Here is a 25,692-nt window from a genome sequence, read left to right as displayed (position 1 = left end):
AATGCTGCAATTCGAAAACGTTTCCACTTTCTACGGCAAGATCCAGGCCCTGCACAGCGTCAACGTGGAAGTGCGCCAAGGTGAGATCGTCACGCTGATCGGTGCCAACGGCGCCGGCAAGTCGACCTTGCTGATGACCTTGTGCGGATCGCCCCAGGCCCATAGCGGCAGCATCCGCTACATGGGTGAAGAGCTGGTGGGGCAGCAGTCGTCCCACATCATGCGCAAAAGCATTGCGGTAGTGCCGGAAGGCCGCCGCGTGTTCTCGCGCCTGACGGTCGAAGAAAACCTCGCCATGGGCGGCTTCTTCACCGACAAGGGCGACTACCAGGAGCAGATGGACAAGGTGCTGCACCTGTTCCCTCGGCTCAAGGAACGCTTCAGCCAGCGCGGCGGCACCATGTCCGGCGGCGAGCAGCAAATGCTCGCCATCGGCCGGGCGCTGATGAGCAAGCCCAAGCTGTTGCTGCTGGACGAACCTTCCCTGGGCCTGGCGCCGATCATCATCCAGCAGATCTTCGACATCATCGAACAACTGCGCAAGGACGGTGTGACGGTGTTCCTGGTGGAACAGAACGCCAACCAGGCCTTGAAGATTGCTGACCGCGCCTATGTGCTGGAAAACGGCCGGGTGGTGATGCAGGGCACGGGCGAGCAGTTGCTGACCGATCCGAAGGTACGTGAAGCGTACTTGGGCGGGTAATCGTTCTGCTCCTGAAAACGGCCTTTACAGGCCGTTTTTTTATGGGTGCTAGAACGGTCATCTCGACACAACAGTTCAATTTCCTACAAAAATAAAAGAAATTTCAAAACCGTCTGTAACGTACGAATCTCGACGTTCTCTAGTAGGTTAAGCATGCATCATCGCTTCCTTGACTCACCTTATCAAACTGGAGAAACACCATGAAAACTTCGAACCGTTCCCTGTCTGCAGCTTCCCTGATCCTGGCCTTGGGTTCTGCCCTGAGCCTATCCACTCTGACCACCACCGCCCATGCTGCCGACGACATGCAAAAATGCTACGGCGTCGCTGAAGCCGGCAAGAACGATTGCGCTGCAGGCGCCGGCACTTCCTGCGCCGGTACTTCGAAAGTCAAAGACCAGGCCAACGCCTGGAAGCTGGTTCCTGCCGGCACTTGCCTCAAAACCCCGAGCTCCACCTCGCCGACCGGTTACGGCCAGGAAGCGGCATTCACCGCCAAATCCTGATCCCTCGCAAAACCTGAGTACTGATGATGACTCTTTCATCCCTGCCAGCCGTCTCCCAGGCTCAGGCGCCCGGCCTTCCCGGCCGGGCCGGACTGGGGCTCAAGCATGAGCACTTCATTGAAGTGCTCGAGACCTCACCCGATATCGGTTTTTTTGAAGTGCACGCCGAAAACTACATGGTGGCCGGCGGCCCGTTTCATCATTACCTGGGGTTGATCCGCGCACAGTACCCACTGTCCTTGCACGGTGTGGGCCTGTCCATCGGTGGCGAAGCCCCACCGGACCGTGAGCACCTGGCACGGTTGGCGGCACTGATCGAGCGCTATCAACCTCATTCCTTTTCCGAACACCTGGCCTGGTCCAGCCACGGCCCGGTGTTTCTCAATGACCTGCTGCCCCTGGCTTACGACAACGCCACCCTGCAACGGGTGTGCGAACACGTAGACCAGGTGCAAAGCACGCTCAAGCGCACGATGCTGCTGGAAAACCCGTCGACCTACCTGCAATTCCAACGTTCCACCCTGGACGAAACCGACTTCATCAGTGAAATCATTCGCCGTACCGGCTGTGGCTTGCTGCTGGATGTGAATAACGTGTACGTGTCGTGCATCAATCATCAACGTGATCCGCAGTCCTACATCGATGCCTTGCCGTTGCACACGGTGGGAGAGATTCATCTGGCCGGGTTTGCCGAAGACACCGACAGCCTGGGTGATCGCTTGTTGATCGATGACCACGGCGCCTCTATCGATAACGCCGTGTGGCAACTCTACGAGTCGGTACTGGCACGCATCGGTCCAGTGGCAACGCTGATCGAGCGGGATAACCAGTTGCCCGCGTTCAGCGTGCTGCAAGCCGAGGCCCGACAAGCCGAATGGCATCTTTCACAGGTGACGCCATGAGCCGGCATGACGCTTTTACCGCCGCCTTGTTGGCACCCGAACTGCCTTGCCCCGATGGCCTTTACAGCAGTAACGGCGCCGATCCGGCCAGCCGCTTCGCGGTGTACCGCAACAATGTGCACAGCTCACTGATCAACGCCTTGGCGGCGGCTTATCCCGTGACATTGCAACTGGTGGGCGACGCGTTTTTCCGCGCCATGGCCGGCCTTTATGCACAGGCGCACCCGCCCACCAGCCCATTGATGAGCGAGTACGGTAGCGCGTTCGCCTGCTTCATCGAGACGTTCGAACCGGCAGCCAGCGTGCCTTACCTCGCAGACATGGCCCGGTTGGAGCGCTTGCGGGTACAGGCCTACCACGCGGCGGACGAGCATCCCCTGGATCAGCAGACCGTACTGCAAGCGCTGCAAGGACAAGCGGAACTGGGCGAGCTGCGCCTGCAATGGCACCCCTCCCTGGCCACGCTGGATTCAGCCTATGGCGTAGTAGCGCTGTGGGCGGCGCACCAGACCGAGGGAGGTCTGGAAAACCTGGATCCCTGGCAGGCACAGAGTGCCCTGGTGTTGCGCCAGGGTCTGGAAGTCAAGGTATTCGCCGTCAGCCCTGCTGCAGTGGCGTTCATCAACAGCCTGGCCCGGGGCGCGACCTTGGAAAACGCCGTGGAGCGCGCGCTTGAGGCTGACGCCCAGTTTGACTTGCACCAATGCCTGGCGCTGCTGATCAGCCACAACGCCATTACTCATCTGCATCCAGAACAAGAGGTATCGCCATGAACACTCACCCTTCGGGTCTGATCAATCAGGTCATCGCGCTTTTCGAGCAAATTCCCTACAGCCTGATCGCCTTTCTCGCGCGCTTTTCGATTGCCGCGGTGTTCTGGAAATCCGGGCAAACCAAAGTCGAAGGCTTTGCCGTGGACCTGATCAACGGCACCTTCCAATTCGGTGGACTGCGCCTCGCGGCCTCGACGCTGCCGCTGTTTCGCAGCGAATACCATGTGCCGTTGCTATCGCCGGAAGTCGCAGCGCACTTGGCTGCGTTTGCCGAGCACTTTTTCCCGGTGCTGATCCTTGTCGGGTTCGCCACGCGCTTCTCGGCCCTGGCTCTGATCGGCATGACTCTGACCATTCAATTGTTTGTCTACCCGGATGCTTACCCAACCCATGGCACCTGGCTCGCGTTATTGCTGTTGCTGGTCGCGAAAGGCCCGGGTCGCTTGTCGATCGATCACCTCATCGCTCGCCGCTACCGTTAAAGGCGGTCCAGGGCTTCGCCGCTACGCTTGAACCACTCCACCAGGTAGTCGGCCAACACCTGGGTGCGACGCGGCAAGCCGCCCTGATACGGATGCACCAGGTACATCGGCATGCTGCGCGTCTGATAATCGCGCAGGAGCCAACGCAATCGGCCTTCCGCCAATTCCGTCGGCAACACGTAGGACGGCAGCCGTGCAATGCCCGCTCCCACCAGCGCAGCCTTTTTCAGCAGGTTGTAGTGGTTGGACGCAAAGGTGCCGCTGACGCGTACTCGCAGTAATTCGTGCTGCTGGTGGTACAACCACTCTTCACGGCCGCTGTAGTGGCTGTTGAGCAGGCAAGCATGGTTGGCCAGGTCGGCCGGCGTCTCAGGTTCGCCGTGTTGCTCAAGGTAAGCCGGGCTGGCGCAGGTCATCTCACGCCAGGCCAGCAACGGCTTGACCACCAGGCGCTCGCTCTCAATGGAACCTGAGCGTACCCCCAGGTCGAACCCATCTCGCGCCAGGTCTCGATAGTTGTTATTGAGCTCCAGCTCAATTTGCACCTGCGGGTATTGCTTGGAAAACTCCAGCAGCAGCCCATCAAAAAAGGTTTCCCCCAAGGACACTGGCACCGTCATGCGCACTGGCCCGGCAAGATCGTCCTTGAGCCGGGCCAATGCCTGACGTGCACGATCCACCTGCACCACCAGGGCCTGGGCCTGGGGCAACAAGGCCGCACCGGCTGCCGTCAGGCTGAGCCTGCGCGTGGTGCGGTGCAGCAACACCACAGAGAACCGCGCTTCCATCTGGCTGATACGCTTGGACAATTGCCCTTTGCTACAGCTCAGTTGCTCGGCGGCGACGGTAAAACTGCCGGCTTCGATCAGCACGGCAAAGGCTGCCAAGTCATCCATCTCGCTCATGGATTGTTTCCAAAAGAAAACCAAAGGTTGCCTATTAGCGCGTTTATCCAGCAAAAAAGCCACTCTAGACTGAACCTTCACTTACTCCCGGAGGAACAGCACCATGAAAATCCTATTGATTGGCGCCAGCGGCACCGTCGGCTCGGCGGTCAAGGCGGAACTGGCTCAGCGTCACGAGGTGATCAGCATCGGCCGCAGCAGCGGTGACTTCCAGGTGGATATCAGCGACAGCGCGTCGATCCGCAAGCTGTTCGAACAGACCGGTAAATTCGACGCCCTGGTCTGCGCAGCAGGCAGCGTGAACTTCGTGGCATTGGGCGAAATGAGCGAGAGCGATTTCGAGCTGGGCTTGCGTGACAAGCTGATGGGCCAGGTCAATCTGCTGCTGATCGGCCGTGAGTTCGCCAACGATGGTGCCTCGTTCACCTTCACCAGCGGCATCCTCAACCGCGACCCGATCCGCACCGGCGCCTCGGCTGCATTGGTCAATGGCGCCATCGATGCCTTCGTCAAAGCGGCCGCCATCGAGCTGCCACGAGGCCTGCGCGTAAATGCTGTCAGCCCGACGGTGCTGGTGGAAGCCATGGGCAGCTATGCACCGTATTTTCGTGGTTTCAAACCCGCGGCAGGTGCTGACGTGGCGTTGGCCTACGCGAAGAGTGTCGAGGGTTTGCAGACCGGGCAGACTTACATCGTCGGTTGAGCGGCAACTGTCTCAGGTAATAACTGAGACATCCACTCAACCACCAGCGCACGCGGGGCTATAAGTCTGAGCGCCCCGCCCAGTTGGCTGTGAACCCGGCCCGTACTTAACTGATACCCGTCTACATAAAATGTGACGTACTTTAGGTAGGCCAGCAACGTGATGGATTTTGTCCTTGCTGTCGCCTCTGGGCTCAGTGAAACATTCACTTCGACATAACCCGGCACAGGGTGCTCACTTCCCTTGAGTATCACCGAAATATCCGTGAAATCGGTGGCTGACGAGTAGGAGAGCTGGGCGGGCTCGCCTGAGAAGGCTGCATTGGCCCAAAGCATGAGCACACAGATACACCATTTGATATTCATTGCTGCTCCCACTCAAAAGAGCTCGACGCTCTCACGCCTCTCCAAACCCAAGTGTAGGAAACGCCTGATCGGCGGCGCTACTTTTCCCATCCGTTCCGGGCCGACGGTTCAAACCATGTCACGGGCTTGTGATGCGGCGCCGGCCTGAGTAACGTGACGGCACTTGCCTGGAGACCCGATAATGCGTGCCGCCCATACCCTGTTCCTGTTTGCCCTGCTTCCCTTGTTCGCTGCCTGCCAAATGTTCGAGAGTGATCCTGCCAAGCCGTCGCTGGCCGGGCTGACGCGCATGCAGGGTGAACTGACTGCGGTTGGCGGCAAACTGCTGTTCCAGCCGTGCAACGACAAACGCAACTACGTGGTCAACGACACCGGTGGCACCAGCATCCTGCAGGAAGCGGCCTCCCTGGCCGGTCAGCAAGGCGCGTTGTTTGCCGACCTGCGCGGCAAGTTCTCCGGGGTTGCCAGCGGCACCGAGGGCAGCGTCGACCTGCAACAACTCTACCGCGTCGAGCGCTCGACCTCGGCCTGCGGCGACCCGGACTTCAAGCGCATGATCCTGCGCGCCAACGGCCACAAGCCGACCTGGGTGATGAACGTGACCGCCAAGGGCCTGGTGCTGGAACGCGAGGGCCAGCCACCACTGGCGGTGCCCTATGTGGAAGAGCAAATCGGTGACGGTCGCTTTAACCTGATGACCGAGGCCAACAATCAGCACGTGGAATTGTGGGTGGCGCCGCAGCGTTGTGTCGACCCGGTCAGCGGTAGTTTGCAACACATGACCGCCGAGTTGCGCGTCAATGGCCAGGTCCAGCGCGGTTGCGCATCGTTCGGCGGCTCGCGCGACGACTGACGCGACGCCATGCTGTTTTAACATGACGGGAAACGGTCATTGGGGCTTATAATCGCCGGTTTGCAAAACAGCCGGCCTCTCTGCCCGCCGCCTACCGGATCCCGTCATGTTACGAATCACCGAACTCAAGCTGCCCATCGACCATCCCGAAGAAGACCTGCGGCCTGCCATCGTGCAGCGCCTGGGCATCGCCAGTGATGACCTGCTCGATTTCACCCTGTTCAAACGCAGCTACGATGCGCGCAAGAAGTCGTCGGAACTGTGCTTCATCTACACCATCGACCTGAACGTAAAGGGCGAAGCCGCCCTGCTGCTCAAATTCGCCGACGACCGCAACGTCAACCCGGCGCCGGATGTCAGCTACAAGGTCGTAGGCCAGGCACCGCAAGGCCTGACCGAACGCCCGATCGTCGTCGGCTTTGGCCCCTGTGGAATCTTCGCCGGGCTGCTGCTGGCGCAGATGGGCTTCAAGCCGATCATCCTCGAGCGCGGCAAGGAAGTGCGCCAGCGCACCAAGGACACCTGGGGCCTGTGGCGCAAAAGCGTGCTCAACCCCGAGTCCAACGTGCAGTTCGGTGAAGGCGGCGCCGGGACCTTTTCCGACGGCAAGCTGTACAGCCAGATCAAGGACCCGAAATTCCACGGCCGCAAAGTGCTGCACGAGTTCGTCAAGGCCGGTGCGCCGGAAGAAATCCTCTACGTCAGCAAACCGCACATCGGCACGTTCCGCCTGACCGGCGTGGTGGAAAACATGCGCGAGCAGATCATCGCGCTGGGCGGTGAAGTGCGCTTCGAGCAGCGGGTGACCGATGTGCTGATCGAAGACGGCCAGTTGAATGGGGTTGTCATCGATGGCGGCGAACAGATCCTGTCCAAACATGTGATCCTGGCCTTGGGCCATAGCGCCCGTGACACCTTCCGCATGCTCCACTCCCGTGGCGTGTACATGGAAGCCAAGCCGTTCTCGGTGGGTTTCCGTATCGAACATCCGCAGTCGCTGATCGACGCCGCGCGCCTGGGCAAATACGCCGGGCACCCGAAACTCGGCGCCGCCGACTACAAGCTGGTGCACCACGCCAAGAACGGCCGCTCGGTGTACAGCTTCTGCATGTGCCCGGGCGGCACCGTGGTGGCGGCGACTTCCGAGCCGAACCGCGTGGTCACCAACGGCATGAGCCAGTACTCGCGCAACGAGCGCAACGCCAACTCCGGCATCGTGGTCGGTATCACCCCAGAGGTGGACTACCCAGGCGGCCCGCTGGCCGGTATCGAGTTGCAGGAACGCCTGGAGTCCCACGCCTATGTCCTCGGCGGCAGCAACTACGAGGCTCCCGCACAACTGGTAGGTGATTTCATCGCTGGCAAGCCGTCCACCGCGATTGGCAGCGTGGAGCCTTCCTACAAACCTGGCGTGTCTCTTGGCGATTTGGCCCTGGCCTTGCCCGACTTCGCCATTGAAGCGATCCGCGAAGCGTTGCCAGCGTTCGAGAAGCAGATCAAGGGCTACTCGCTGCACGACGCGGTGTTGACGGGTATCGAGACGCGCACCTCATCACCGTTGCGGATCACCCGTAACGAATCGATGCAGAGCTTGAACGTGAAAGGGCTGTTCCCTGCCGGTGAAGGCGCTGGTTACGCCGGTGGGATTCTATCGGCGGGCGTGGATGGGATTCGGATTGCCGAGGCGTTGGCGCGGGATATGCTGGGGCTGCACGGCTGACACATAACCTGTAGGAGCCCGGCAAGCCGGGCTCCTACAGATTCAGATATTGGCGCGCAAGATGCTGTCCGGCAACGGCTCGCCCCGTTCGACACTGGCAGCAACAGCCGCAATCAAACCGTCCAATTCATAACCCTGCCCCGCCAGCCAGGCCTGATCGTAGTACGTCGTCGCATACCGCTCACCACCGTCACACAATATCGCCACGATCGACCCCGACTCCCCCTCCGCTTTCATCTGCTGCGCCGCCACCAGGGCACCAATCAGGTTGGTCCCGCTGGAGCCACCGACCCGTCGTCCCAGCCGGTCGGCCAGGTAATGCATGGCCGCCAGCGACAGGGCATCCGGTACCTTGACCATCGCATCGATGACCTTGGGCAAAAACGATGCCTCGACCCGTGGTCGGCCAATGCCTTCAATCCGCGAACCGCAGTCCAGGCGCAAACTGGCATCACCACTCTGGTAGAAATCAAAGAACACCGAACGCTGCGCATCGGCACACAACACGCGGGTGCAATGCTGGCGATAACGCACATAACGACCGAGCGTAGCGGTGGTGCCGCCGGTGCCGGGGCTGGAGATCAACCAGCTCGGCTCCGGATGCTGCTCGAAACGCATTTGCTGGAAGATCGACTCGGCAATGTTGTTGTTCGCCCGCCAGTCGGTGGCACGTTCGGCGTAGGTGAACTGGTCCATGAAATGACCACCGCTTTCCCGCGCCAGGCGTTCGGATTCGGCGTAGATCTGCGTGGGGTCCTGTACCAGGTGGCTCTTGCCGCCGTAGAAGGCAATCTGTGCGATTTTTTCCTGGGACGTGGTGGCTGGCATTACCGCAATAAACGGCAAACCCAGCAGACGCGCAAAGTAGGCTTCGGAAATCGCCGTCGAGCCACTGGATGCTTCGATCACCGGCGCACCAGGCTTGAGCCATCCATTACACAATGCGTACAGGAACAACGAGCGTGCCAGCCGATGCTTCAGGCTGCCGGTGGGATGGCTGGACTCGTCCTTGAAGTACAACTCGATACCCGGCAATCCTGGTAACGGCAAGGGAATCAGGTGCGTATCGGCACTACGCTGGAAGTCTGCTTCAATGATACGAATGGCTTCGCGGGCCCAGGGACGGTGGTCGCTCATGGAGAGTTTCTCTGAAGGTATCAGTCCTGATTTTAGGGGGTTTCCTACACGCCACACAGATACAGTACCGACTCAATCGGACACACAATTGCTAGGCTTGGCGGCAACATCGCCCCAGACAGCCTCTTATAACAAATAAGAATATAACTTTTGTTTTAACAACTAACGGTACGGGTTAGGGTACCCACCTATTGAACCTGGATTGGAGAGCATCCCTTGCCTCTGCGTAGCACTTTCACCCGTTTCTTCCAGCTGGAAGCCGCCAGCGGTCTGTTGTTGATCGCGGCTGCGGCCTTGGCGCTGATCATCAACAATTCACCTTTGTCGCACCTGTACAGCGCGTTTCTCGATGTGCCGGTGGTGGCGCAGATCGGCGCGCTGAAAATCGCCAAGCCCGCCCTGCTGTGGATCAATGATGGCCTGATGGCTCTGTTCTTCCTGCTGATCGGCCTGGAGGTCAAGCGCGAGTTGCTCGACGGCCACCTGTCCAAGCCCTCGCAAGTGGTGCTGCCTGGCGCCGCGGCCATCGGCGGCATGGTGGTGCCGGCGCTGATCTACTGGGCGATCAACAAGGACTACCCCGCCGCGCTTTCCGGTTGGGCGATTCCCATGGCCACCGACATTGCCTTCGCCCTCGGCGTACTGGCCTTGCTGGGCAAACGCGTGCCGGTGTCGCTGAAACTGTTCCTGATGACCCTGGCGATCATTGACGACCTCGGCGCGATCATCGTGATCGCCGTGTTCTATTCTGCCGATCTGTCCGGTGCCGCCCTGGCGGGTGCGGGCGCCTGCCTGATTGGGTTGATCGCGATGAACCGCCTGGGCGTGATCAAGCTCGGGCCGTACCTGATCGTCGGGCTGATCCTGTGGGTGTGCGTCCTAAAGAGTGGTGTGCACGCAACGCTGGCCGGTGTGACATTGGCGTTCTGCATCCCGATGCGCACCAAAAACGCCGAGCCCTCGCCGCTGCTCACGCTGGAACATGCCCTGCACCCCTGGGTGGCCTACGGCATCCTGCCGCTGTTCGCCTTTGCCAACGCCGGCGTGTCCTTGACCGGCGTAAGCCTGGAAAGCTTCACCCACCATGTGCCCATGGGCATCGCCGCGGGCCTGCTGATCGGCAAGACCATCGGTGTGTTCGGCCTTACCTGGCTGGCCATCAAGACCGGCCTGGCCGCCCTGCCCACCGGCGCGAACTGGGGCCAGGTATTTGGCGTGGCGATCCTGTGCGGTATCGGCTTTACCATGAGCCTGTTTGTTGGCTCCCTGGCATTCGTACCGGGGGCCAGTGAGTTTGCCGGGGAAGACCGGATGGGGATTTTGACCGGGTCGATACTGGCGGCGTGTATCGGGTATGCGGTGACGGCAATGGCGAGTCGTAAAAAGGCCGCACCTCAGGTTTGAATTTGACAGCCTCGAAAACCAAAAACCCCAACCAGTCACCCGGTTGGGGTTTTGTGTTTCTACAACCGACGGTTAGCGAGTAACGCGGCTGGTACCGTCAACGGTCATGATGCGTACGCGGTCGCCGATGCGGAAGATTTCATTCTCCTGCACGGCCTGCACGTAGGCACGCATGCTGCCGTCGTCTTCGCGCACGGTGATTTCCACACCTTGGGTACGGGTCAGGCCTTCTTCGGTGGCCGAACCCAGCAGGCCGCCAGCAACAGCGCCGATCACCGCGGTCACGATACTGCCACGGCCACCGCCGATGGCACTGCCGCCAACACCGCCGATAACGGCGCCGGCAGCGCCGCCGATTGGGGTCTTGGTGCCTTCGATTTTCACCGGACGCAGGGATTCGATGGTCCCCATGCGCACGGTCTGGACACGACGCGCCTCGTCACGGGAGTACGAGTCGCCGGTCAGACTCGAGGCGCAGCCACCCAGCAGCAACGACAGGGTAGTAAAGCAGGCAACCAGTAAAACAGACTTACGCATAGCATCAACTCCAAAGGACAGGTGGTCATTAAACGCTGCAGCTTGACGCCTGTCACGGCAAGCACCGCAGAAAATTGCTTTCATTCAGCCTTAGTACAGACTGCCCACACCAGAAAAACAGACGAACGGTAGCGCTGCTCTCTCAACCGGGATCTTCATGGATTACTTCATCATTGTAGTCACAACCCTTGCGGGACTGTATTTCCATGCCTGGTTGTACCTGCGCATCAGGCGTTGGATAGACCGTGACCTGGCACTGTCGCTGGCGGGTAATGATCTGCACAAGCGCACCTTCATGCTGCAACAGCTGCAAGAGGCTCGCCGCTTGAAGATCAAACGGTCCCACTTGCCTCACTGGCTGAAGAACGCGGCGCAGCAGTACACGCCCGAAGCCTCTTCAATAGAGACGTCGGGGTGACAGGCATCATTCAAGCGGAGTGACGAAAGGTGCAGCTCAGGGTGCCAGGCGTTCGCGGGTCCAGTCGGCCCCTTGCAGGCGATAGTTCAGGCGGTCATGCAAGCGGCTGGCGCGGCCTTGCCAGAACTCGATGCGCTCGGGTAACAGGCGATAACCACCCCAGTGCTCCGGGCAGTCAGGCTGGGTATCGCTGAAACGCTGCTCGGTAGCCTTGAGCAGGTCCTGCAGCTCTTCCCGGTCACGGATGACCTGGCTTTGCGGAGACGCCCATGCCCCCAGGCGGCTGCCCAAGGGACGAACCTGATAATAAGCATCCGACTCTTCAGGCGTGACCTTCACCACTCGACCCTCAATGCGCACTTGGCGCTCCAGGGTCGGCCAGAAAAACGTCATGGCTGCAAACGGCCGCGCCGCAAGCTGTTGGCCCTTGGCGCTCTGATAATTGGTGAAGAAGGTAAAGCCCTGCGCATCCAGGCCCTTGAGCAACAGGATGCGGCAGTGCGGGCGACCGTCCTGGTCGACCGTGGCCAAGGTCATTGCATTGGCCTCAACCGGTGGCTGCTCGGTTTTCACCGCGTCGGCAAACCACTGGTGGAACAAGGCAAACGGCTCGCTCGGGGCCTGGGCCTCGCTCAAGCCATCCCGTGTGTAGTCACGGCGCATATCGGCCAGTGCCTGGGTCATGCGGCTTTATCCTTCTGGTTCAGCAGATCAGTTTTTCGCCTGGTCGTTTGCCGGTGCAGCAGCCTTGGCTTTGGCGGGTGCCGCTTTTTTCGCCGCTGGCTTGGCCGGGGCTTTCTTGGCCGCTGGCTTGGCAGCCGCTTTCTTGGCGGTCGAAGCCTTCTTGGCCGGGGCCTTGGCGGCTGGAGCCGGGGCTGGAACGTCCTGCACCGCCACCATTTCGGCGACAGGCGGGGTCTTGCCCGACTGATACTTGCTCAGCAGCGCCAACATGGTAGTGCGCTGGGTGAACATGATTTCCATGCGACGGTTCAAGGCGCGGCCCTGGCTGCTGTCGTTGGCGGCACGTGGCATCAGGTCGCCCATGCCGCGCAGCATCAGGCGGTCCTGCTTCAAACCGCTGAGGCTGAAGATCGAGGCGATGGACTGTGCACGCTCCTTGGTCAGCGCCTGGCTGGCCGGGGCGGTGCCGGTGGCATCGACGTGACCCAGTACCAGCACGGCAGTCTTCGGATCGGCTTCAACGGCCTTGGCAACCCGGGTGAACGGACCGAGGGTGACCGGCAGCAGCATGGCCGGGCGTTTCGGGTTGTAGGAACCATCAACCGGGGCAATCACCACGAGCACGTTGTCGCGACGCTCGAGTTGCAGGTTGCTGTCCTTGATAGCCGCGCGCAGACGCGGCTCATAGTCGTCCAGCCAGGCTTGGGTGATTTTCGGGTCGGGCATCGGCACGTTGGTCACGTCGACCTTGGCCAATGGCTTGGGTTTGCTTTCGAACGGCCACCACCAGTGGGTTTCGGTGTCGGTCTTGGCGACTGCTGGGGCTGGATCAGCGGCCTTCAGGTCGGCTTTCAGGTCGGCCTTCGCATCGGCTGCCTTCTCATCGGCGCTCTTGGAGGAAAACGGCCACCAGCTGGAACCGGTGTCCGCCTTGGCGGCGGGAGCTGGAGCCGAAGCTGGTGCTGCGGCGGCGGCAGCTACCGGTGCTGCAGGCTTGGCGCCTGCAGCCGGCTTGGCGTCTGGCTTGGCTTCCGGCTTGGTGTCGGCCTGGGTCACTGCGTCCTTGGTCGAGGCCTTATCGGATCCAAATGACCACCAATGCCCGCCCTCGGCATCATTTTGTGGAGTTTGTGCGCAACCGGTAATAGTGAGACATAGCGCAAGAGCCAAGGACTTGTTCGATAACATGAGATATCCACAAAATGAGAAAAAACCAGGGATCTAGATGATCCGTTAAACAGACGCTTGCAGAAGAATAAAGTTACAACTTTTCCTACAGCGTCTTCTTATAGTTGCCTTTGTAACAAAAAAATGTGAAACAGCAAGGGTTTTACAGACAACCGGCCAATATTCTGACCAACTTCTGTGCCCGCGGGTCCATAAGTACATAAGGTCCGAGTGTATTAGTCACGAACCCGAACGCAACATCATGTTCAGGATCGGCAAACCCCACCGAACCACCAGCGCCCGGATGCCCGAATGCACGTGGGCCAAGGCCGAAGGTGGCATTGGCCAACTGCGGCTGATCCAACATGCAGCCCAGGCCGAAACGGGTTTGTGTCAATAATGTTTTATCCGGACCGATGCTGTGCTCGCGAGTCAATTGTTCGAGCATGTCGGCCTCCAGCAAACTACCGTCCAACAGTCCACTATAAAAACCCGCCAGGCTGCGCGCATTGCCGTGACCATTTGCCGCCGGCTGCTGCATACGGCGCCATTCGGGTTTATTAGTGCTGGTCAGAATAGACGGTGGATTGGCAAATGCACGCGTGGTCATCGCCGTCGGTTCGCGCATCATTACTTGCAGTAGACGTTGCGCGGCTTCATCGCCCATATTGCCTTTGCTGCGCGCTATATGGGCCACGCGATAAAATTCTTCGTCCGCCAGGCCCACATGGAAGTCCAAGCCCAATGGCCGTGCGACCCGCGCCACGATGGACTCTCCCGGCCCGCGCCCATCGGCACGCCGCAGTAGCTCACCGACCAGCCAGCCGTAGGTGATCGCCTCGTAGCCATGGCCCTGGCCCGGCGTCCACCACGGGGCCTCGGCCGCCAGGGTGTCGACCATCAGTTGCCAGTCGTACAGGGCTTCGGTGGGGAGCATCTCGCGGATCGCCGGCAACCCGGCCTGATGGCACAACAACTGGCGCAGGGTGATGGTTTCTTTCCCGGCCGCGGCAAACTCCGGCCAGACGTTGGCGACCGGCGCATCCAGTTGCAACTTGCCTTCGGCCACCAATTGCAGGGCCGTGACGGCGGTAAAAGTCTTGGTACAGGAGAACAGGTTGACGATGGTGTCGCTGTGCCAGGCCTCGGCGCCGTCCTTGTCGGCGGTGCCGGCCCACAGGTCGACGACCGTTTCGCCGCCGATCTGGATGCAGAGCCCGGCACCACGCTCCTGCGGGTCATCGAACAACGCGGCGAACGCTTCACGTACCGCTTCGAACTGGAGTTCGTAATGACCCTGGATCTGCACCTGAGCGCCCTCGGAAAACATCGAAAAAAGTGGCCGACATTGTTCCAGCCCTGGTGGGTTTTGTGAACCCGTCAGCACTCAATCAATGACCGTTCCCGGAGTGACCGCCTGCATGCCCGGCGCCCTGCCCCGGGCCTTTGCCTTCATGCCCGGCCCTGCCACCTTCGCTTTCACGCGTGGCGCCTGCCGCCTTGGCCTTTTGCGCTTCCTTGCCCAGTTGGTCGACCGCCGCCAGGTTGCTTTTGCGCACACTCTCCACAAAACCCTGGAACGGTACGTCGGTGATACCGACCAGGCCAAAGTGACCGTTTTCACCGTCCAGCAGACGTCCGGTCACCGGCTGGTCCAGGTACTGGAACCAATGCACGCCGACAATCGACGGCTCGGCCATGGCCTGCTTGAGGAAGTTGCCATACGCCGCGCCACGATCTTCTTCCCTGGCCAACTGTGTCACGCCGCCCCAGAACGGCCCACGGTCGGCCGAGCCGAAATTGAATTCGGTGATCAGCACCGGCTTGTCCAACGCCCGCAACGCGGCGAAGTCGTAGCCGTCCTGAGGCTTGAGGGTGTACATGTTGAAACTCAACACATCGCAGTACTGCGCGCAGGAGGCCACGGCTTCCGGCGTGCTGACCGCATAACGGCCACCCAGCAGCAGTTGATGGGGCGCGTGCCATTTCAGCGAGTCGGAAATGGTCTTGAAGTAGGCATCGGCGAAGGTCTTCTGGAAGTATTTGAAGTCCGCCTCGATTTCCGGGTGCTCGGGATTCGGCATCGGCGGTTCGAAACCCGGGTCCTCCATCAGCTCCCAGCCCTTCAATTCGATACCCCAGGCTTTCGACAAACCTTCTTCGTTGCGGTACTTGTCGCGCAGTTGCTTGAGGAACGCGCGCTTGGCCGGTACGTCGGTGGTCATGCGCAACGTGCCGTACGCCAAGGCGTAGCGGGATTTCGGATCATCGCCAGGGCCGGCCCAGGCCAACTCGTTGTCGGCAAAAAAGCCGATCAACCACGGGTCATCGCGGTGGTCACGGGCGGCAATCGCCACGGCGCGCTCGGTGGCCATGGCGAAACGCGGGTCGAACGGGTCGGGCATGCCGCCCCACCAGTCGGTGCCGGTGCTGATGCTGGCGTAATCGCCGACGATCGACAGCGGCAAGGTGTAGGGAACCCGGCCGGCGGTGGCCAGGCTCTCGTCGCTCCAGTTGCCGACGGTGTTGAAACCCCAGGCCTGCAAGCGGTCGAGGGTGTGAGTGACCCAACGTTTCTGGTCGAAGCCGTCACCGCCATAGGTACGCTGCAAGTTGGCGCCGTAAAAGTCATACCAACGCCCGGCACCGAAGCCACGGCCTTCCCCCGCGCCATTGCCGGTGCGGTTGTCGCCGCTGCCGTAATACTTGTCGAAGGGTTCGCCGCCCTTGGGCAGCGCGGCGAACATCCATTCACGGCCGGCCACATAGGTCTGGCTGTTGTCCGGGGCCACGGTATTGACGCCCAGGGAGTAGAACGGATGTCCTTGCGGTGTCACCAGGTACCAGCGTCCGTCGCGCTTCTCGGTACGGAAAAACCCGCTGGCGTCGAATGCCGGGCCTTTGTTCCAGCCACCGTATTGGTCCAGCGCGGATTTATCCCGCGTGGCCAGCCAACCCTGGAGCTGCTGTTGCTCCTTGGCGGCAGCGGCTTTGAGTTGCTCGTCGCTGCTGACTTTTTCCGGCCACCGCGCACGGGTGGATTGACCATAGGCATCCACCAGCTCGCTGTAGGCCGCCTTCAGCACCGGCTCGCTGTCCTGCACGCCGAAGCGCTCCAGCAGGATGCTCTGGGCGGCGTTGGGTTTGAGCATCGACAGCGTCACCGAAACCACCTGGCTGCGGTCGATCTCGCCAGCGCTACTGGCCAGCAACACACGCTGGCCGTCCACGGTGATCGGCATCGGTGGGCCGGCCTTCATGCCCTGGCTCAGCGGCGAATTGGCCTGCAGCGGAACCAGCAAGGTCTGAGCCGGGCCGGCGGGCAGGTCGATGCGGCTGACCAGGGTCTTGCCATCCGCGCTCTGCACCTTGACGTAGAGGGTCAACGCCCAGTCCATCGCACTCTGGATGCGCAGGCTCATGGCACCCGACCGGGACCAGTCCCAGGCGCCGGTCTGCGGGCTCAGCACCAGGCTCGGTTCGGCGGCCGGGTTGAACGTGATGCGGCGCAGCACTTCGCCTTCGGGGGTTTGTTCGGCGTTGTATTGCGGCAGGCTGGCGTCCTGGGTCGCCACCTTGACCACATCGGCAGGCCGGACGAAGTTGAACAAAGTCTGTTGCCCCGCAGGCGCAGCCATCAAGGGCGCGGCGAGCAGCAAGGCAAAAAGAGCGGGCAACGTGCGAATCATACGAACAAGGTTCTCCCAGACGGCCGATGAATGGCCTGATGAAATACAGTGAGATAGACCACGAAGTGGGCGAAACCGCCCACAGTGGCTTAAGAAATTTCGCGCCTGAAAGGCGGCAAGGCATTCAGGATAGCCTTGCCATAGCGCTGGGTGACCAGACGCCGATCAAGCAAGGTGATGGTGCCCCGGTCCTCTTCGGTACGCAGCAGGCGACCGCAGGCCTGGACCAGCTTCAAGGAAGCATCCGGCACCGAGATCTCCATGAACGGATTACCGCCCCGCGCCTCGATCCACTCGGCCAAAGCCGCCTCGACCGGATCGTCCGGCACCGAGAACGGGATCTTGGCAATCACCACGTGTTCGCAATAGGCACCCGGCAAGTCCACCCCTTCGGCGAAGCTGGCCAGGCCGAACAGCACGCTGGAGTCGCCGCCGTCTACACGCGCCTTGTGTTTGTTCAGGGTCTCCTGCTTGGACAGGTTGCCCTGGATAAACACTTGCTTGCGCCAATCACGGTCGAGGCCGTCGAACACGTCCTGCATCTGTTTGCGTGACGAGAACAGCACCAGCGTTCCGCGCGAACCTTCGACCAGCTCCGGCAGGTCGCGGATGATCGCGGCGGTGTGGGCCGCTGCGTCCCGTGGGTCGGCCTTGAGGTCCGGCACCCGCAGCACGCCCGCATCGGCGTGATGGAACGGGCTCGGCACCACGGCGGTGACGGCTTTTTTCGGCAGGCCGGCGCGCATGCGGAAGCGGTCGAAGGTGCCCAGCGCGGTCAGCGTGGCGGAGGTCACCAGGCAGCCATAGGCCACGTTCCACAGGTTGCGGCGCAGCATTTCGGCGGCCAGGATCGGGCTGGCGTTGACCTCGATATCGAACAGCGCACCGCTTTCCGACAAGGTCAGCCAGCGCGCCATGGGCGGGTTGTCTTCCGGGTCTTCGACGGTGAAGGCGGTCCACAGCTCCCAGTTGCCCTGGGAACGGGACAGCAGGCTGCCGAACAGCGGATACCATTCCTCGGCCTGGTTGCTGGCGATGCCGATATTGACCTCGCCGTCCATGCCTTCCTTGAGCAAATCCGTAAGACGGGTGAACAGATCGGTCAGGCGTGAAAAGCCTTTCTTCAGCTCGATGCCCATTTCGCGCATGTGCTCGGGGATCAGCCCACCGACAAAACGATGGCGGGGACGCTCACGACCCTCCACATCTTCACCGGGCTTGAAGTCGGCCACCTGCTCGCAGGCACTGAACATGAATTGCTGCTGGGTCTTGATCTCGCGCGCCAGCTCCGGCACCTGTTCGATCAGCTTGCCCAGGTCGCCCGGAAGCGGGTGCTGGGCCAGCAGTTTGGTGAGGTTCTTCGCGGTGGTTTCGAGCCAGTCGGCGGTGGAGCGCAGGCGCGTGTAATGGGCGAAATGGCCGATGGCCTTGTCGGGCAGGTGGTGGCCTTCGTCAAACACATAGAGGGTGTCGCGCGGGTCCGGCAACACCGCACCGCCGCCCAGGGCCAGGTCGGCCAGCACCATGTCGTGGTTGGTGACGATCACATCGACCTTGCCCATGCCTTCGCGAGCCTTGTAGAAGGCGCACTGGCCGAAGTTGGGGCAATGGCGGTTGGTGCACTGGCTGTGGTCGGTGGTCAGGCGCGCCCAATCGGAATCCTCCAGGGCGGTGGGCCAGCTGTCGCGGTCACCGTCCCATTTATTGCCGGCCAGTTTCTCGATCATGCTGGTAAACAGCTTCTGGCTGGCCTCATCGACTTCGATCTTGAAGCCTTCTTCTTCGAACAGCTGGGCGGTGGCGGTTTGCGCGTGACCTTCCTGCAACAGCACGTCGAGCTTGGACAGGCACATGTAGCGGCCACGGCCCTTGGCCAGGGCGAAGGTGAAGCTCAGGCCACTGTTGCGCATCAGGTCGGGCAGGTCCTTGTAGACGATCTGCTCCTGCAGGGCGACGGTGGCGGTGGCGATCACCAGGCGCTTGCCGGCGGCCTTGGCGGTCGGGATCGCGGCCAGGCTGTAGGCCACGGTCTTGCCGGTACCGGTGCCGGCCTCGACGGCCACGACCGCGGGCTCACCCTCGCGGCGGCCTTCGTCGTCGGTGTCGATATCCCCGAGGACCTTGGCCACTTCGGCGATCATCAGGCGTTGGCCGTAGCGCGGTTTCAAGCTCTTGGCTTCGAGAAAACGCGAATAGGCACCCTGGATCGTGGTTTTGAGTTCAGTGCTGATCATGGATAGTCGGGCGCAAAAAACGCTGGATAAATTTTCAGTGGTTCGGATCGGCGGCTATCATACCCCGCTAATGAATCCCGCGCAGAACGGAGTACCACAATGACCGCGTTTAGCCTCGCTTACACCCTGCATGTATTGGCCGCCCTGGTATGGGTCGGCGGTATGTTTTTCGCCTGGATGATCCTGCGCCCCGCCGCTGTGGCGGCACTTGAAGGCCCTGCCCGGCTCAAATTATGGGCAAATGTGTTTCAACGTTTTTTCGTATGGGTGTGGATCGCCGTGGCGGTTTTGCCGATCAGCGGCATTGGCCTGCTGCACTTGCGCTTCAACGGGTTTGAGACGGCACCGCGTTATGTGCAGGTGATGATGGGTTTGTATCTGGTGATGACGGCGCTGTTTATCCGCATCCAGGCGCTGAAGTTCCCGGAGTTGCGCAAGGCAGTGGCGGCTGAGGATTGGCCGGCGGGTGCGGCGGTGCTGGGGCAGATTCGCCGATTGGTGGGCATTAACCTGATTGTGGGGTTGGTGGTGGTGGCGATTGCTTCGGCTCGGCCGATGTTCTGAGGCAGGCTTTAGTCCGCTATCGGGGGCAAGCCCCCTCCCACAGTTGGAATGCAGTCCAATTGTGGGAGGGGGCTTGCCCCGATGGCGTCAGAGCAGGCAATTCAAAGCCGCTGGATGGTCACAGTCCCCGCAGGCCCGGCCGGCCCCGGCTGGCCTTCCAAGCCTGGACGGCCTTTCTCGCCGCCATCGGCGCGGTACACCAGGCAGCCTTTGGACTGGCCGCCCTTGCCCGGCTTGCCCGCCGTGCCGGCCAATCCACCGGGACCGCCATCGACCCAGACCTTTATATGGTCAGCCGGAAATTCCTGCGGCAACTCGACCCGCACCTGCGCGCCCGACGCGCCAGGCAAGCCATCACCGCCGTTATCCCCGTTGGCACCGCGACCGGCCGAGCCCCAGGTGCACCCTGGGTCTTCGCCGTTGGCGCCATCCAGCCCGGCATAACCCTGGGCGCCGGCACCGCCACGGGCGTCCACCGAGAGTTCTTCTGCCGCCAGGGAGTTGATACGCAAGGTCAGGTCACGCCCGGCCTTGGCCGGTTTTTCGTGGGTGCCGGGAGCGCCGCGGGAGGTGATCTGGCTACCGTGGTCCAATTGCGCATGGCGCACCTGCAATTGCAGAGCGGTGTTGCCGGGCACAATGGCGATACGGGCGTCGCGGCCCAGGTGCAGCTCATCCACGGAGACCTGGCTGATGTTGGCGGGAATCAGCAAGGTGCCGTAGTCCGCCACCTCCAGGCGCTCCAATTGCAACACGCTGGTGCTGTTGGGCAGGCGCATCAACGAGTTGGGTTCAACACTGACACTCTGGGCCAGGGCAACGGGGCTGACCAACAGGGCCAACAGAAAAACCTTACGCATCATGGAGCTCCCCTGATTTTTTTCAAAAAATATTTCTAGTTTTTCTTTGGACGCACAGTAACGACTTCCGCAGGCGCTTTGCCAGTGAAGGATCAAAAAAGTTGATAAAGGGGGAGGATTGGCAGCAATGCCCCTGTGTATCCCACAGGGGCAAGGGCCGTCAGCGGTTGATCTGGATTTCCGTACGACGGTTCAAGGCACGGCCTTCAGCGGTTTTGTTGTCGGCTACCGGATGGCTCTCGCCTGCACCGGTCACCGATACAAAACTGCTGCGCGGCACGCCGGACTTGATCAGGTACTCGACCACCGAATGCGCGCGTTTTTCCGAGAGTTTCTGATTGTAGGCCTCTTTGCCGACGCTGTCGGTGTGGCCACTGACACGCAACTGGGCGCGTGGGGCTTCCTGTTTCAGGCGGGCGGCGACGGTGTCGAGCTTGGCGGTATCCGCCGCCGTCAACTTCGCCGAGTCGAACTGGAAGTGCACGTCACGGATCACGATGGTTTCCTCCTTGACCACGACCACTTCCTCAACCACGACCGGTGGCGGTACGGGCGGGCAACCATTGGCATCCACCGGCACACCTTTTGGCGTGCCCGGGCACTTGTCGCGGCTGTCCGGCACGCCATCGCCATCTTCGTCACCGTCGCCATGCACCCAGCAATAGGCGCCGGCCATACCGCCGATCAACAACGCGCCATAGCCTGCATAGGCCGAGCTTTCAGTGGCACCGATCGCCGCACCGGTCACACCGCCAACGGCGGCGCAGGTGGGCCAGTCGGTTTTTTGCAAACCTGCGCAACCTGTCAATACTCCGGTTAGCAGAACCAAGGGTAGAGCTGTCCGCATGATGCTCATCTGATTTCTCCTGAGGGGATCGGCGGGGGCCGATGAGTGGAGTAAAGACGGCTCTTTTCATCTGCGCCACTACGCCGCGCCCCCGTATTCATTGAGGATCGTCGCCCTCGTAGGACTTTTCGCCACCACCCGCTCTAGGCCCGCACGCTCAGCCGCGCTAGTCTCTACGGTCCTGATGTGAGGATCTCTGATGACCGCCGGTATTTCTGACCGTACACCCCAGCAGGCCCTGGCCGCCTTGCTCGACCTGCACCAGCCCAAACGCCTGTTGCTGTTGGGCGCCAGCCATTTCCCGGCGCTGGAGGCTTTTCAAGCAGCACACCCCGGCACCCAGGTTGCTGTTGCCCCACCCGGCCCCCTGCCGGCGGAGCTGGCCGCGCAGCGTTTTGACCTGGCGCTGGTGGTGGATTGCCTGGAGCACCTGTCAAAACCGCAAGGCCTGACCCTGCTGGGCGGTATCCGCAACCTCAACGCCAGCCGCATTGCGGTGCTGGTTGACCTGGGGGCCTGCGACTGGAAGGACACCGACTTCTTCTCCCTGGCCCTGCAGGCCGGCGAGCGTTTCCAGCGTGACGAACAGGTTCTGACGCTGTTTACCTATGATCTGCTTGACTATAAACAGGTACCGGACTGGCTCAATGCCCGCTTCTGGGCCAACCCGGAAAACTTCGGAAAGTATTGGTGGTAACCCGATGAGTACATCCATTTGCCCCTGCGGCAGTGGCAACCTGCTGGATGCCTGCTGCGGCCATTATCACGCCGGGCACCCCGCGCCCTGCGCGACCGCGTTGATGCGCTCGCGCTACAGCGCCTACGTACTGGGCCTGGTGGACTATCTGGTTGCCACCACGCTGCCCGCGCAACAGCCCGGCCTGGACCGTGCCGCCATCGCCGCGTGGAGCGCCCAGAGCACCTGGCTCGGCCTTGAAGTGGAAAGCTCCGAGGTATTCGGCGGCCAGCCGGAACACGCGTTCGTGACCTTCACCGCGCGCTGGCATGACAGCACCGGCGAACATAGTCACCGCGAGCAGTCTTCTTTCGTACAGAATGACGGGCGCTGGTACTTCATCGACCCGACCGTGGAAGTGAAGACCGGACGTAACGATGCCTGCCTGTGCGGCAGCGGGCAAAAATTCAAGAAGTGTTGTTCCAGCTATCTATAGCCACCACAGGACTCACGCCATGCTCCGGATCTACAGCTTGATGCTGGCGTTAACCCTTGGCCTGACCGGCTGCGCGTCGTGGTTCGAGGACGACGCGCCGCCGCCCCACATCTCCCTGGTGAAGGTCGAAGTGGTGCGAGCCAAGCTGCTGGAGCAGAAATTCAAGCTGTACTTTCGCGTGGACAATCGCGACGACGCCGACCTGACCGTGCGTGGCCTGATCTACAAAGTGACGCTGGATGACTTTGTGCTGACCGAAGGCGAGTCCAACCAATGGCTTACCGTGCCGCCGCGCGGCCATGCCTTTTTCAAGGTGTCGGTGCGCACCAACCTCTGGCCACAGATCCGCGATGTGGTGCAGATGCTGAAAAAACCCGACCGCCCCGTGCCCTATCGCCTCGAAGGCGAGCTGAAAACCGGATTATTCATCGGTTATGACGTGCAGGTGAATCACAATGGCGAGATAATCCCCGGCGATTTTATTCCGGAGCGACATCGATGACTCAGCAACCCCATGTCCATGGTCCTGACTGCAACCATGATCACGATCACCATGATCACGACCACGGCCATGTCCACGGCCCGAACTGCGGCCACGCTCACCAGGAGCCGGTGCGCAATGCCCTGAAGGACGTGGGCCGCAACGATCCTTGCCCGTGCGGCAGCGAGAAGAAATTCAAGAAGTGCCACGGGGCGTAAAGCCACGCTGAAGATTTAAATGTGGGAGGGGGCTTGCCCCCGATAGCGGTATACCAGTCTCCTATTCAGTGCCTGACAGCCAGCAATCGGGGGCAAGCCCCCTCCCACATTCAGTTGCGTTCCACATTCAGGATTTGCGTTGAAACACCAGTTCCACCTCAAGCCCTCCGCCGTCCCGGTTGCGCAACGCCAAACGCCCGTCATGCGCCTTGGCGATGGTGTGGGCAATGCTCAATCCCAGGCCATACCCGCCGGTCTCGGCATTGCGTGAACCTTCCACGCGATAGAACGGCTCCATCACCTGCTCCAACTGTTCCCGGGGAATCCCGGGGCCACGGTCACTGATGACGATCTTCAAGCTGTCCGCCTGGTCCTCGACCCGCACCACCACATCACGGCCATAACGCACAGCGTTCTCCAGCAGGTTCTGCACGCAACGTTTAAGGCTGCGGGCATACCCCGGCAATGGCTGCTTCGCCCGGCCTTCGATCACCACCTGCTCGCCAACGTCCTGCAAGTCCGCCTGCAGGCTTTGCAGCAAGGCGTTGATATCGATGTTCTGCCGCGTCTCGTTGATTTCGCCGCTGCTGACAAAATCCAGCGTGCTGGACACCATGTGCTCCATTTCTTCCAGATCGCTGCGAAAACGCTCCTTGGTGCGATTGTCCTCAAGCATCTCGGTGCGCAGGCGCAGTCGTGTGATCGGTGAACGCAAATCGTGGGAAATCGCCGCAAGGAAACGCGTGCGCTCGGCGATGTTGGCGATCAGCCGCTGTTGCATCGCATTAAATGCCTGGGCGGCGCGGCGAACTTCAGTGGGACCGTCCACCGACAGCGGCGGGCGCTGGATATCCCGGCCCAACGCCTCGGCGGCCTTGGCCAGGGTGTTGAGCGGGCGAATCGCCAGGCGTACCGCGACCAGCGCGATCACCACCAACACCAGCACCCGCAACAGGTAGATGCGCATCACGTAATCGAACAGCAGGTCCAGCGGCGAGGTACTGGTCCAGCCCTGCTCTTCACTGGCATCCACCTGCAACCAGCGCCCGTCGGGCAGGCGCAGGTCGATCAAAAATTGTCCCACCACCGGTTGGGAACCGAGCAAGGTCGACAGGCCGGCGGTCTGCCCGTCGCCATCGATCAGAGACAGGCGCAACAGGATCAGGGTTTGGGCGTAACCGGTTTTTTCCGACAGCACCTTCTTGATCAATCGCTCGGTGGGCCGGTCACTTTCGTGCAGGGTGCTCGGGGTGTTGCTGGCCTGGTCGCTGAGGGTCAGGCGGAAGTTTGGCGTGTCGAGCAGCTTGATCAGCACATCCGCTTGCTGCGGATCGCTGTGCACCAGGCGCACCACGTCCGCCAGGCGCGTGGCGATCAACCGCGCCGGGATTTCCAGCACCTGCCCATGGCGTCGGTCGTACCAGATGCTGCTGGTCAGGGCCTGCGCGGCGAGCATGCCGCTGACGAGAATCAGCACCAGCCGGCCGAACAGCGAACGCGGCAGCAGTCTCACGACTCCAACACCACGTCATCGGCGGTGAGCATGTAGCCCTCGTTGCGCACGGTCTTGATCAACCCTGCCGGCAATTGCGAGCGCAGGCGGCTGACGCACACATCGATGGAGCGGTCGAACGGCGTGCTGTCCTTGTCGAACACATGGTTGAGCAGAAAGTCGCGGTTCAACGGGCGATTGGGGTGCTGCAACAGCAGGCGCAACACGCGGTAATCCGAGTTGCCCAGGCTGACCACCACGCCCTGTGGCGACAGCAATTGCCGCGCCCGCGTGTCGAGTTGCCAGCCTGCGAAACGAATGCTCGGCGCTTCATCCAGGCGGGCGCGGTCGGGAAAGCTCTGTACCCGGCGCAGCACCACTTTTATCCGCACCAGCAACTCACGTGGGTCGAAGGGTTTGGGCAAGTAATCGTCGGCGCCGATTTCCAGGCCGACGATACGATCGATCAACGAGCCCTTGGCGGTGAGCATCACCACCGGCGTGTTGGAGTTAACCCGCAGTTCGCGGCAAAGGCTCAGGCCGTCTTCGCCGGGCAGCATCAGGTCGAGCACGATCAAGTCGATCACATTCAGCGCCAGGCGGCGGCGCATTTCCTTGCCGTCGGCGGCGGTGGACACCTGGAAGCCGGCGTCGCTCAGGTAGTCGCAGAGCAGTTGGCGGATTTGCGGGTCGTCGTCAACGATCAGCAGGTGGTCTTGCTTGGCCATGGGCAGTCAATCCGAAAAACGATGAAACGCAGCAAATAGCCGAAAGTTCAGCCGGCAGCGCAGGCAAATGTAATGGAATGTTGTGGGAAACCCTAATCACGCATCAGCGATACAAACCTGGGGTATGGCAGGAGGAATCGCTCTTTAG

General features: G+C 61.3%; 28 protein-coding genes. 15 read left to right on the top strand and 13 right to left on the bottom strand.

Features of this window, described 5'->3' with window-relative positions; translation table 11 throughout:
* Position 1: 1 nt before the first annotated feature.
* The 5 genes from AC3WP7_RS03390 (at position 2) to AC3WP7_RS03370 (ending at position 3,366) form a co-directional block, all read left to right on the top strand.
* Positions 2 to 703 carry an ABC transporter ATP-binding protein gene (locus tag AC3WP7_RS03390; protein ID WP_017844798.1) on the top strand — a complete coding sequence of 234 codons (702 nt, stop codon included), beginning with the start codon at positions 2 to 4 and terminating at the stop codon, positions 701 to 703.
* Positions 704 to 903: 200 nt separating this feature from the next.
* On the top strand, positions 904 to 1,209 hold the full coding sequence (locus tag AC3WP7_RS03385; RefSeq protein ID WP_092241246.1) for a BufA1 family periplasmic bufferin-type metallophore: 306 nt from the start codon (positions 904 to 906) through the stop codon (positions 1,207 to 1,209).
* Positions 1,210 to 1,232: 23 nt separating this feature from the next.
* Positions 1,233 to 2,111, top strand: a complete 879-nt coding sequence (bufB, locus tag AC3WP7_RS03380; protein ID WP_092241244.1) for an MNIO family bufferin maturase — start codon at positions 1,233 to 1,235, stop codon at positions 2,109 to 2,111.
* The gene (locus AC3WP7_RS03375; RefSeq protein ID WP_102591663.1) at positions 2,108 to 2,884 is read left to right on the top strand and encodes an HvfC/BufC N-terminal domain-containing protein; all 777 of its coding nucleotides are present in this window, start codon (positions 2,108 to 2,110) and stop codon (positions 2,882 to 2,884) included. Before bufB ends, AC3WP7_RS03375 begins: the two co-directional genes overlap by 4 nt.
* On the top strand, positions 2,881 to 3,366 hold the full coding sequence (locus AC3WP7_RS03370; protein ID WP_102591664.1) for a DoxX family protein: 486 nt from the start codon (positions 2,881 to 2,883) through the stop codon (positions 3,364 to 3,366). Before AC3WP7_RS03375 ends, AC3WP7_RS03370 begins: the two co-directional genes overlap by 4 nt.
* On the opposite strand, the gene AC3WP7_RS03365 is transcribed toward AC3WP7_RS03370, so the two are convergent.
* On the bottom strand, positions 3,363 to 4,271 hold the full coding sequence (locus AC3WP7_RS03365; protein ID WP_102591665.1) for a LysR family transcriptional regulator: 909 nt from the start codon (positions 4,269 to 4,271) through the stop codon (positions 3,363 to 3,365). The genes AC3WP7_RS03370 and AC3WP7_RS03365 overlap by 4 nt on opposite strands.
* Positions 4,272 to 4,374: 103 nt before the next feature.
* Here AC3WP7_RS03365 and AC3WP7_RS03360 point away from each other — a divergent pair, with 103 nt between their 5' ends.
* Positions 4,375 to 4,974: a short chain dehydrogenase gene (locus AC3WP7_RS03360; RefSeq protein ID WP_092241236.1), complete on the top strand. Its 600-nt coding sequence runs from the start codon at positions 4,375 to 4,377 to the stop codon at positions 4,972 to 4,974.
* Here AC3WP7_RS03360 and AC3WP7_RS03355 read toward each other — a convergent pair.
* Positions 4,959 to 5,339 carry a hypothetical protein gene (locus tag AC3WP7_RS03355; protein ID WP_102591666.1) on the bottom strand — a complete coding sequence of 127 codons (381 nt, stop codon included), beginning with the start codon at positions 5,337 to 5,339 and terminating at the stop codon, positions 4,959 to 4,961. The genes AC3WP7_RS03360 and AC3WP7_RS03355 overlap by 16 nt on opposite strands.
* A 181-nt stretch (positions 5,340 to 5,520) precedes the next feature.
* Between AC3WP7_RS03355 and AC3WP7_RS03350 the strand changes: the two genes are divergently transcribed.
* Together AC3WP7_RS03350 and AC3WP7_RS03345 are read left to right on the top strand one after the other, a co-directional pair.
* On the top strand, positions 5,521 to 6,192 hold the full coding sequence (locus AC3WP7_RS03350) for a COG3650 family protein (protein ID WP_102591667.1): 672 nt from the start codon (positions 5,521 to 5,523) through the stop codon (positions 6,190 to 6,192).
* Positions 6,193 to 6,298: 106 nt separating this feature from the next.
* On the top strand, positions 6,299 to 7,912 hold the full coding sequence (locus AC3WP7_RS03345; protein WP_093527648.1) for an NAD(P)/FAD-dependent oxidoreductase: 1,614 nt from the start codon (positions 6,299 to 6,301) through the stop codon (positions 7,910 to 7,912).
* 42 nt (positions 7,913 to 7,954) lie between these two features.
* Here the strand turns inward: AC3WP7_RS03345 and AC3WP7_RS03340 are convergent, their stop codons facing one another.
* Positions 7,955 to 9,049, bottom strand: coding sequence for a PLP-dependent cysteine synthase family protein (locus AC3WP7_RS03340; RefSeq protein WP_092241228.1), 1,095 nt, complete (start codon positions 9,047 to 9,049; stop codon positions 7,955 to 7,957).
* Between the two features lie 216 nt (positions 9,050 to 9,265).
* On the opposite strand from AC3WP7_RS03340, the gene nhaA reads away from it, so the two are divergent.
* Positions 9,266 to 10,453: a Na+/H+ antiporter NhaA gene (gene nhaA / locus AC3WP7_RS03335; protein WP_092241226.1), complete on the top strand. Its 1,188-nt coding sequence runs from the start codon at positions 9,266 to 9,268 to the stop codon at positions 10,451 to 10,453.
* A gap of 72 nt (positions 10,454 to 10,525) precedes the next feature.
* Here the strand turns inward: nhaA and AC3WP7_RS03330 are convergent, their stop codons facing one another.
* The gene (locus tag AC3WP7_RS03330) at positions 10,526 to 10,990 is read right to left on the bottom strand and encodes an outer membrane lipoprotein (RefSeq protein WP_003189251.1); all 465 of its coding nucleotides are present in this window, start codon (positions 10,988 to 10,990) and stop codon (positions 10,526 to 10,528) included.
* A 157-nt stretch (positions 10,991 to 11,147) separates the two neighbouring features.
* On the opposite strand from AC3WP7_RS03330, the gene AC3WP7_RS03325 reads away from it, so the two are divergent.
* Entirely contained in the window at positions 11,148 to 11,408 is a 261-nt protein-coding gene (locus tag AC3WP7_RS03325) for a hypothetical protein (RefSeq protein WP_092241224.1), read from the top strand.
* Between the two features lie 36 nt (positions 11,409 to 11,444).
* On the opposite strand, the gene pdxH is transcribed toward AC3WP7_RS03325, so the two are convergent.
* From pdxH to dinG, 5 genes are all read right to left on the bottom strand, one after another.
* Positions 11,445 to 12,092: a pyridoxamine 5'-phosphate oxidase gene (gene pdxH, locus AC3WP7_RS03320; protein ID WP_071488840.1), complete on the bottom strand. Its 648-nt coding sequence runs from the start codon at positions 12,090 to 12,092 to the stop codon at positions 11,445 to 11,447.
* A 27-nt stretch (positions 12,093 to 12,119) separates the two neighbouring features.
* Positions 12,120 to 13,280, bottom strand: a complete 1,161-nt coding sequence (locus AC3WP7_RS03315) for an OmpA family protein (RefSeq protein WP_093527652.1) — start codon at positions 13,278 to 13,280, stop codon at positions 12,120 to 12,122.
* Between the two features lie 142 nt (positions 13,281 to 13,422).
* On the bottom strand, positions 13,423 to 14,568 hold the full coding sequence (locus AC3WP7_RS03310) for a serine hydrolase domain-containing protein (RefSeq protein WP_071489102.1): 1,146 nt from the start codon (positions 14,566 to 14,568) through the stop codon (positions 13,423 to 13,425).
* A gap of 82 nt (positions 14,569 to 14,650) precedes the next feature.
* Positions 14,651 to 16,948, bottom strand: coding sequence for a beta-galactosidase (locus AC3WP7_RS03305; protein ID WP_093512183.1), 2,298 nt, complete (start codon positions 16,946 to 16,948; stop codon positions 14,651 to 14,653).
* An 89-nt stretch (positions 16,949 to 17,037) separates the two neighbouring features.
* Positions 17,038 to 19,182 (bottom strand): ATP-dependent DNA helicase DinG, encoded by a 2,145-nt coding sequence (dinG, locus tag AC3WP7_RS03300; protein WP_071488837.1) that lies wholly within the window; start codon positions 19,180 to 19,182, stop codon positions 17,038 to 17,040.
* Positions 19,183 to 19,281: 99 nt separating this feature from the next.
* On the opposite strand from dinG, the gene AC3WP7_RS03295 reads away from it, so the two are divergent.
* Positions 19,282 to 19,746, top strand: coding sequence for a CopD family protein (locus AC3WP7_RS03295; protein ID WP_071488836.1), 465 nt, complete (start codon positions 19,282 to 19,284; stop codon positions 19,744 to 19,746).
* Positions 19,747 to 19,847: 101 nt separating this feature from the next.
* Here the strand turns inward: AC3WP7_RS03295 and AC3WP7_RS03290 are convergent, their stop codons facing one another.
* Positions 19,848 to 20,606, bottom strand: a complete 759-nt coding sequence (locus AC3WP7_RS03290; protein ID WP_102591721.1) for a hypothetical protein — start codon at positions 20,604 to 20,606, stop codon at positions 19,848 to 19,850.
* A gap of 160 nt (positions 20,607 to 20,766) precedes the next feature.
* Complete coding sequence (locus AC3WP7_RS03285; RefSeq protein WP_102591668.1) at positions 20,767 to 21,462, bottom strand: PA1041 family peptidoglycan-binding anchor lipoprotein; 696 nt, start codon at positions 21,460 to 21,462, stop codon at positions 20,767 to 20,769.
* Between the two features lie 190 nt (positions 21,463 to 21,652).
* On the opposite strand from AC3WP7_RS03285, the gene AC3WP7_RS03280 reads away from it, so the two are divergent.
* The 4 genes from AC3WP7_RS03280 to AC3WP7_RS03265 are packed head-to-tail and all read left to right on the top strand — an operon-like array spanning position 21,653 to position 23,324.
* Positions 21,653 to 22,150 (top strand): DUF6231 family protein, encoded by a 498-nt coding sequence (locus AC3WP7_RS03280; protein WP_102591669.1) that lies wholly within the window; start codon positions 21,653 to 21,655, stop codon positions 22,148 to 22,150.
* 4 nt (positions 22,151 to 22,154) lie between these two features.
* Entirely contained in the window at positions 22,155 to 22,625 is a 471-nt protein-coding gene (locus AC3WP7_RS03275) for a YchJ family protein (RefSeq protein WP_058425250.1), read from the top strand.
* Between the two features lie 19 nt (positions 22,626 to 22,644).
* Complete coding sequence (locus tag AC3WP7_RS03270; protein WP_093119293.1) at positions 22,645 to 23,127, top strand: LEA/WHy family protein; 483 nt, start codon at positions 22,645 to 22,647, stop codon at positions 23,125 to 23,127.
* The gene (locus AC3WP7_RS03265) at positions 23,124 to 23,324 is read left to right on the top strand and encodes an SEC-C metal-binding domain-containing protein (RefSeq protein WP_003189235.1); all 201 of its coding nucleotides are present in this window, start codon (positions 23,124 to 23,126) and stop codon (positions 23,322 to 23,324) included. Before AC3WP7_RS03270 ends, AC3WP7_RS03265 begins: the two co-directional genes overlap by 4 nt.
* Positions 23,325 to 23,451: 127 nt before the next feature.
* On the opposite strand, the gene AC3WP7_RS03260 is transcribed toward AC3WP7_RS03265, so the two are convergent.
* Together AC3WP7_RS03260 and AC3WP7_RS03255 are read right to left on the bottom strand one after the other, a co-directional pair.
* Positions 23,452 to 24,837 carry an ATP-binding protein gene (locus tag AC3WP7_RS03260; RefSeq protein ID WP_102591670.1) on the bottom strand — a complete coding sequence of 462 codons (1,386 nt, stop codon included), beginning with the start codon at positions 24,835 to 24,837 and terminating at the stop codon, positions 23,452 to 23,454.
* On the bottom strand, positions 24,834 to 25,544 hold the full coding sequence (locus AC3WP7_RS03255; RefSeq protein ID WP_058425253.1) for a response regulator: 711 nt from the start codon (positions 25,542 to 25,544) through the stop codon (positions 24,834 to 24,836). The genes AC3WP7_RS03260 and AC3WP7_RS03255 overlap by 4 nt, the downstream gene beginning before the upstream one ends.
* Positions 25,545 to 25,692 lie beyond the last annotated feature (148 nt).

The sequence above is a fragment of the Pseudomonas sp. FW305-3-2-15-C-LB1 genome (assembly GCF_058787615.1).
Note: the sequence above shows the minus strand (reverse complement) of the source record. Positions and strands in the feature narration are given on the sequence as shown.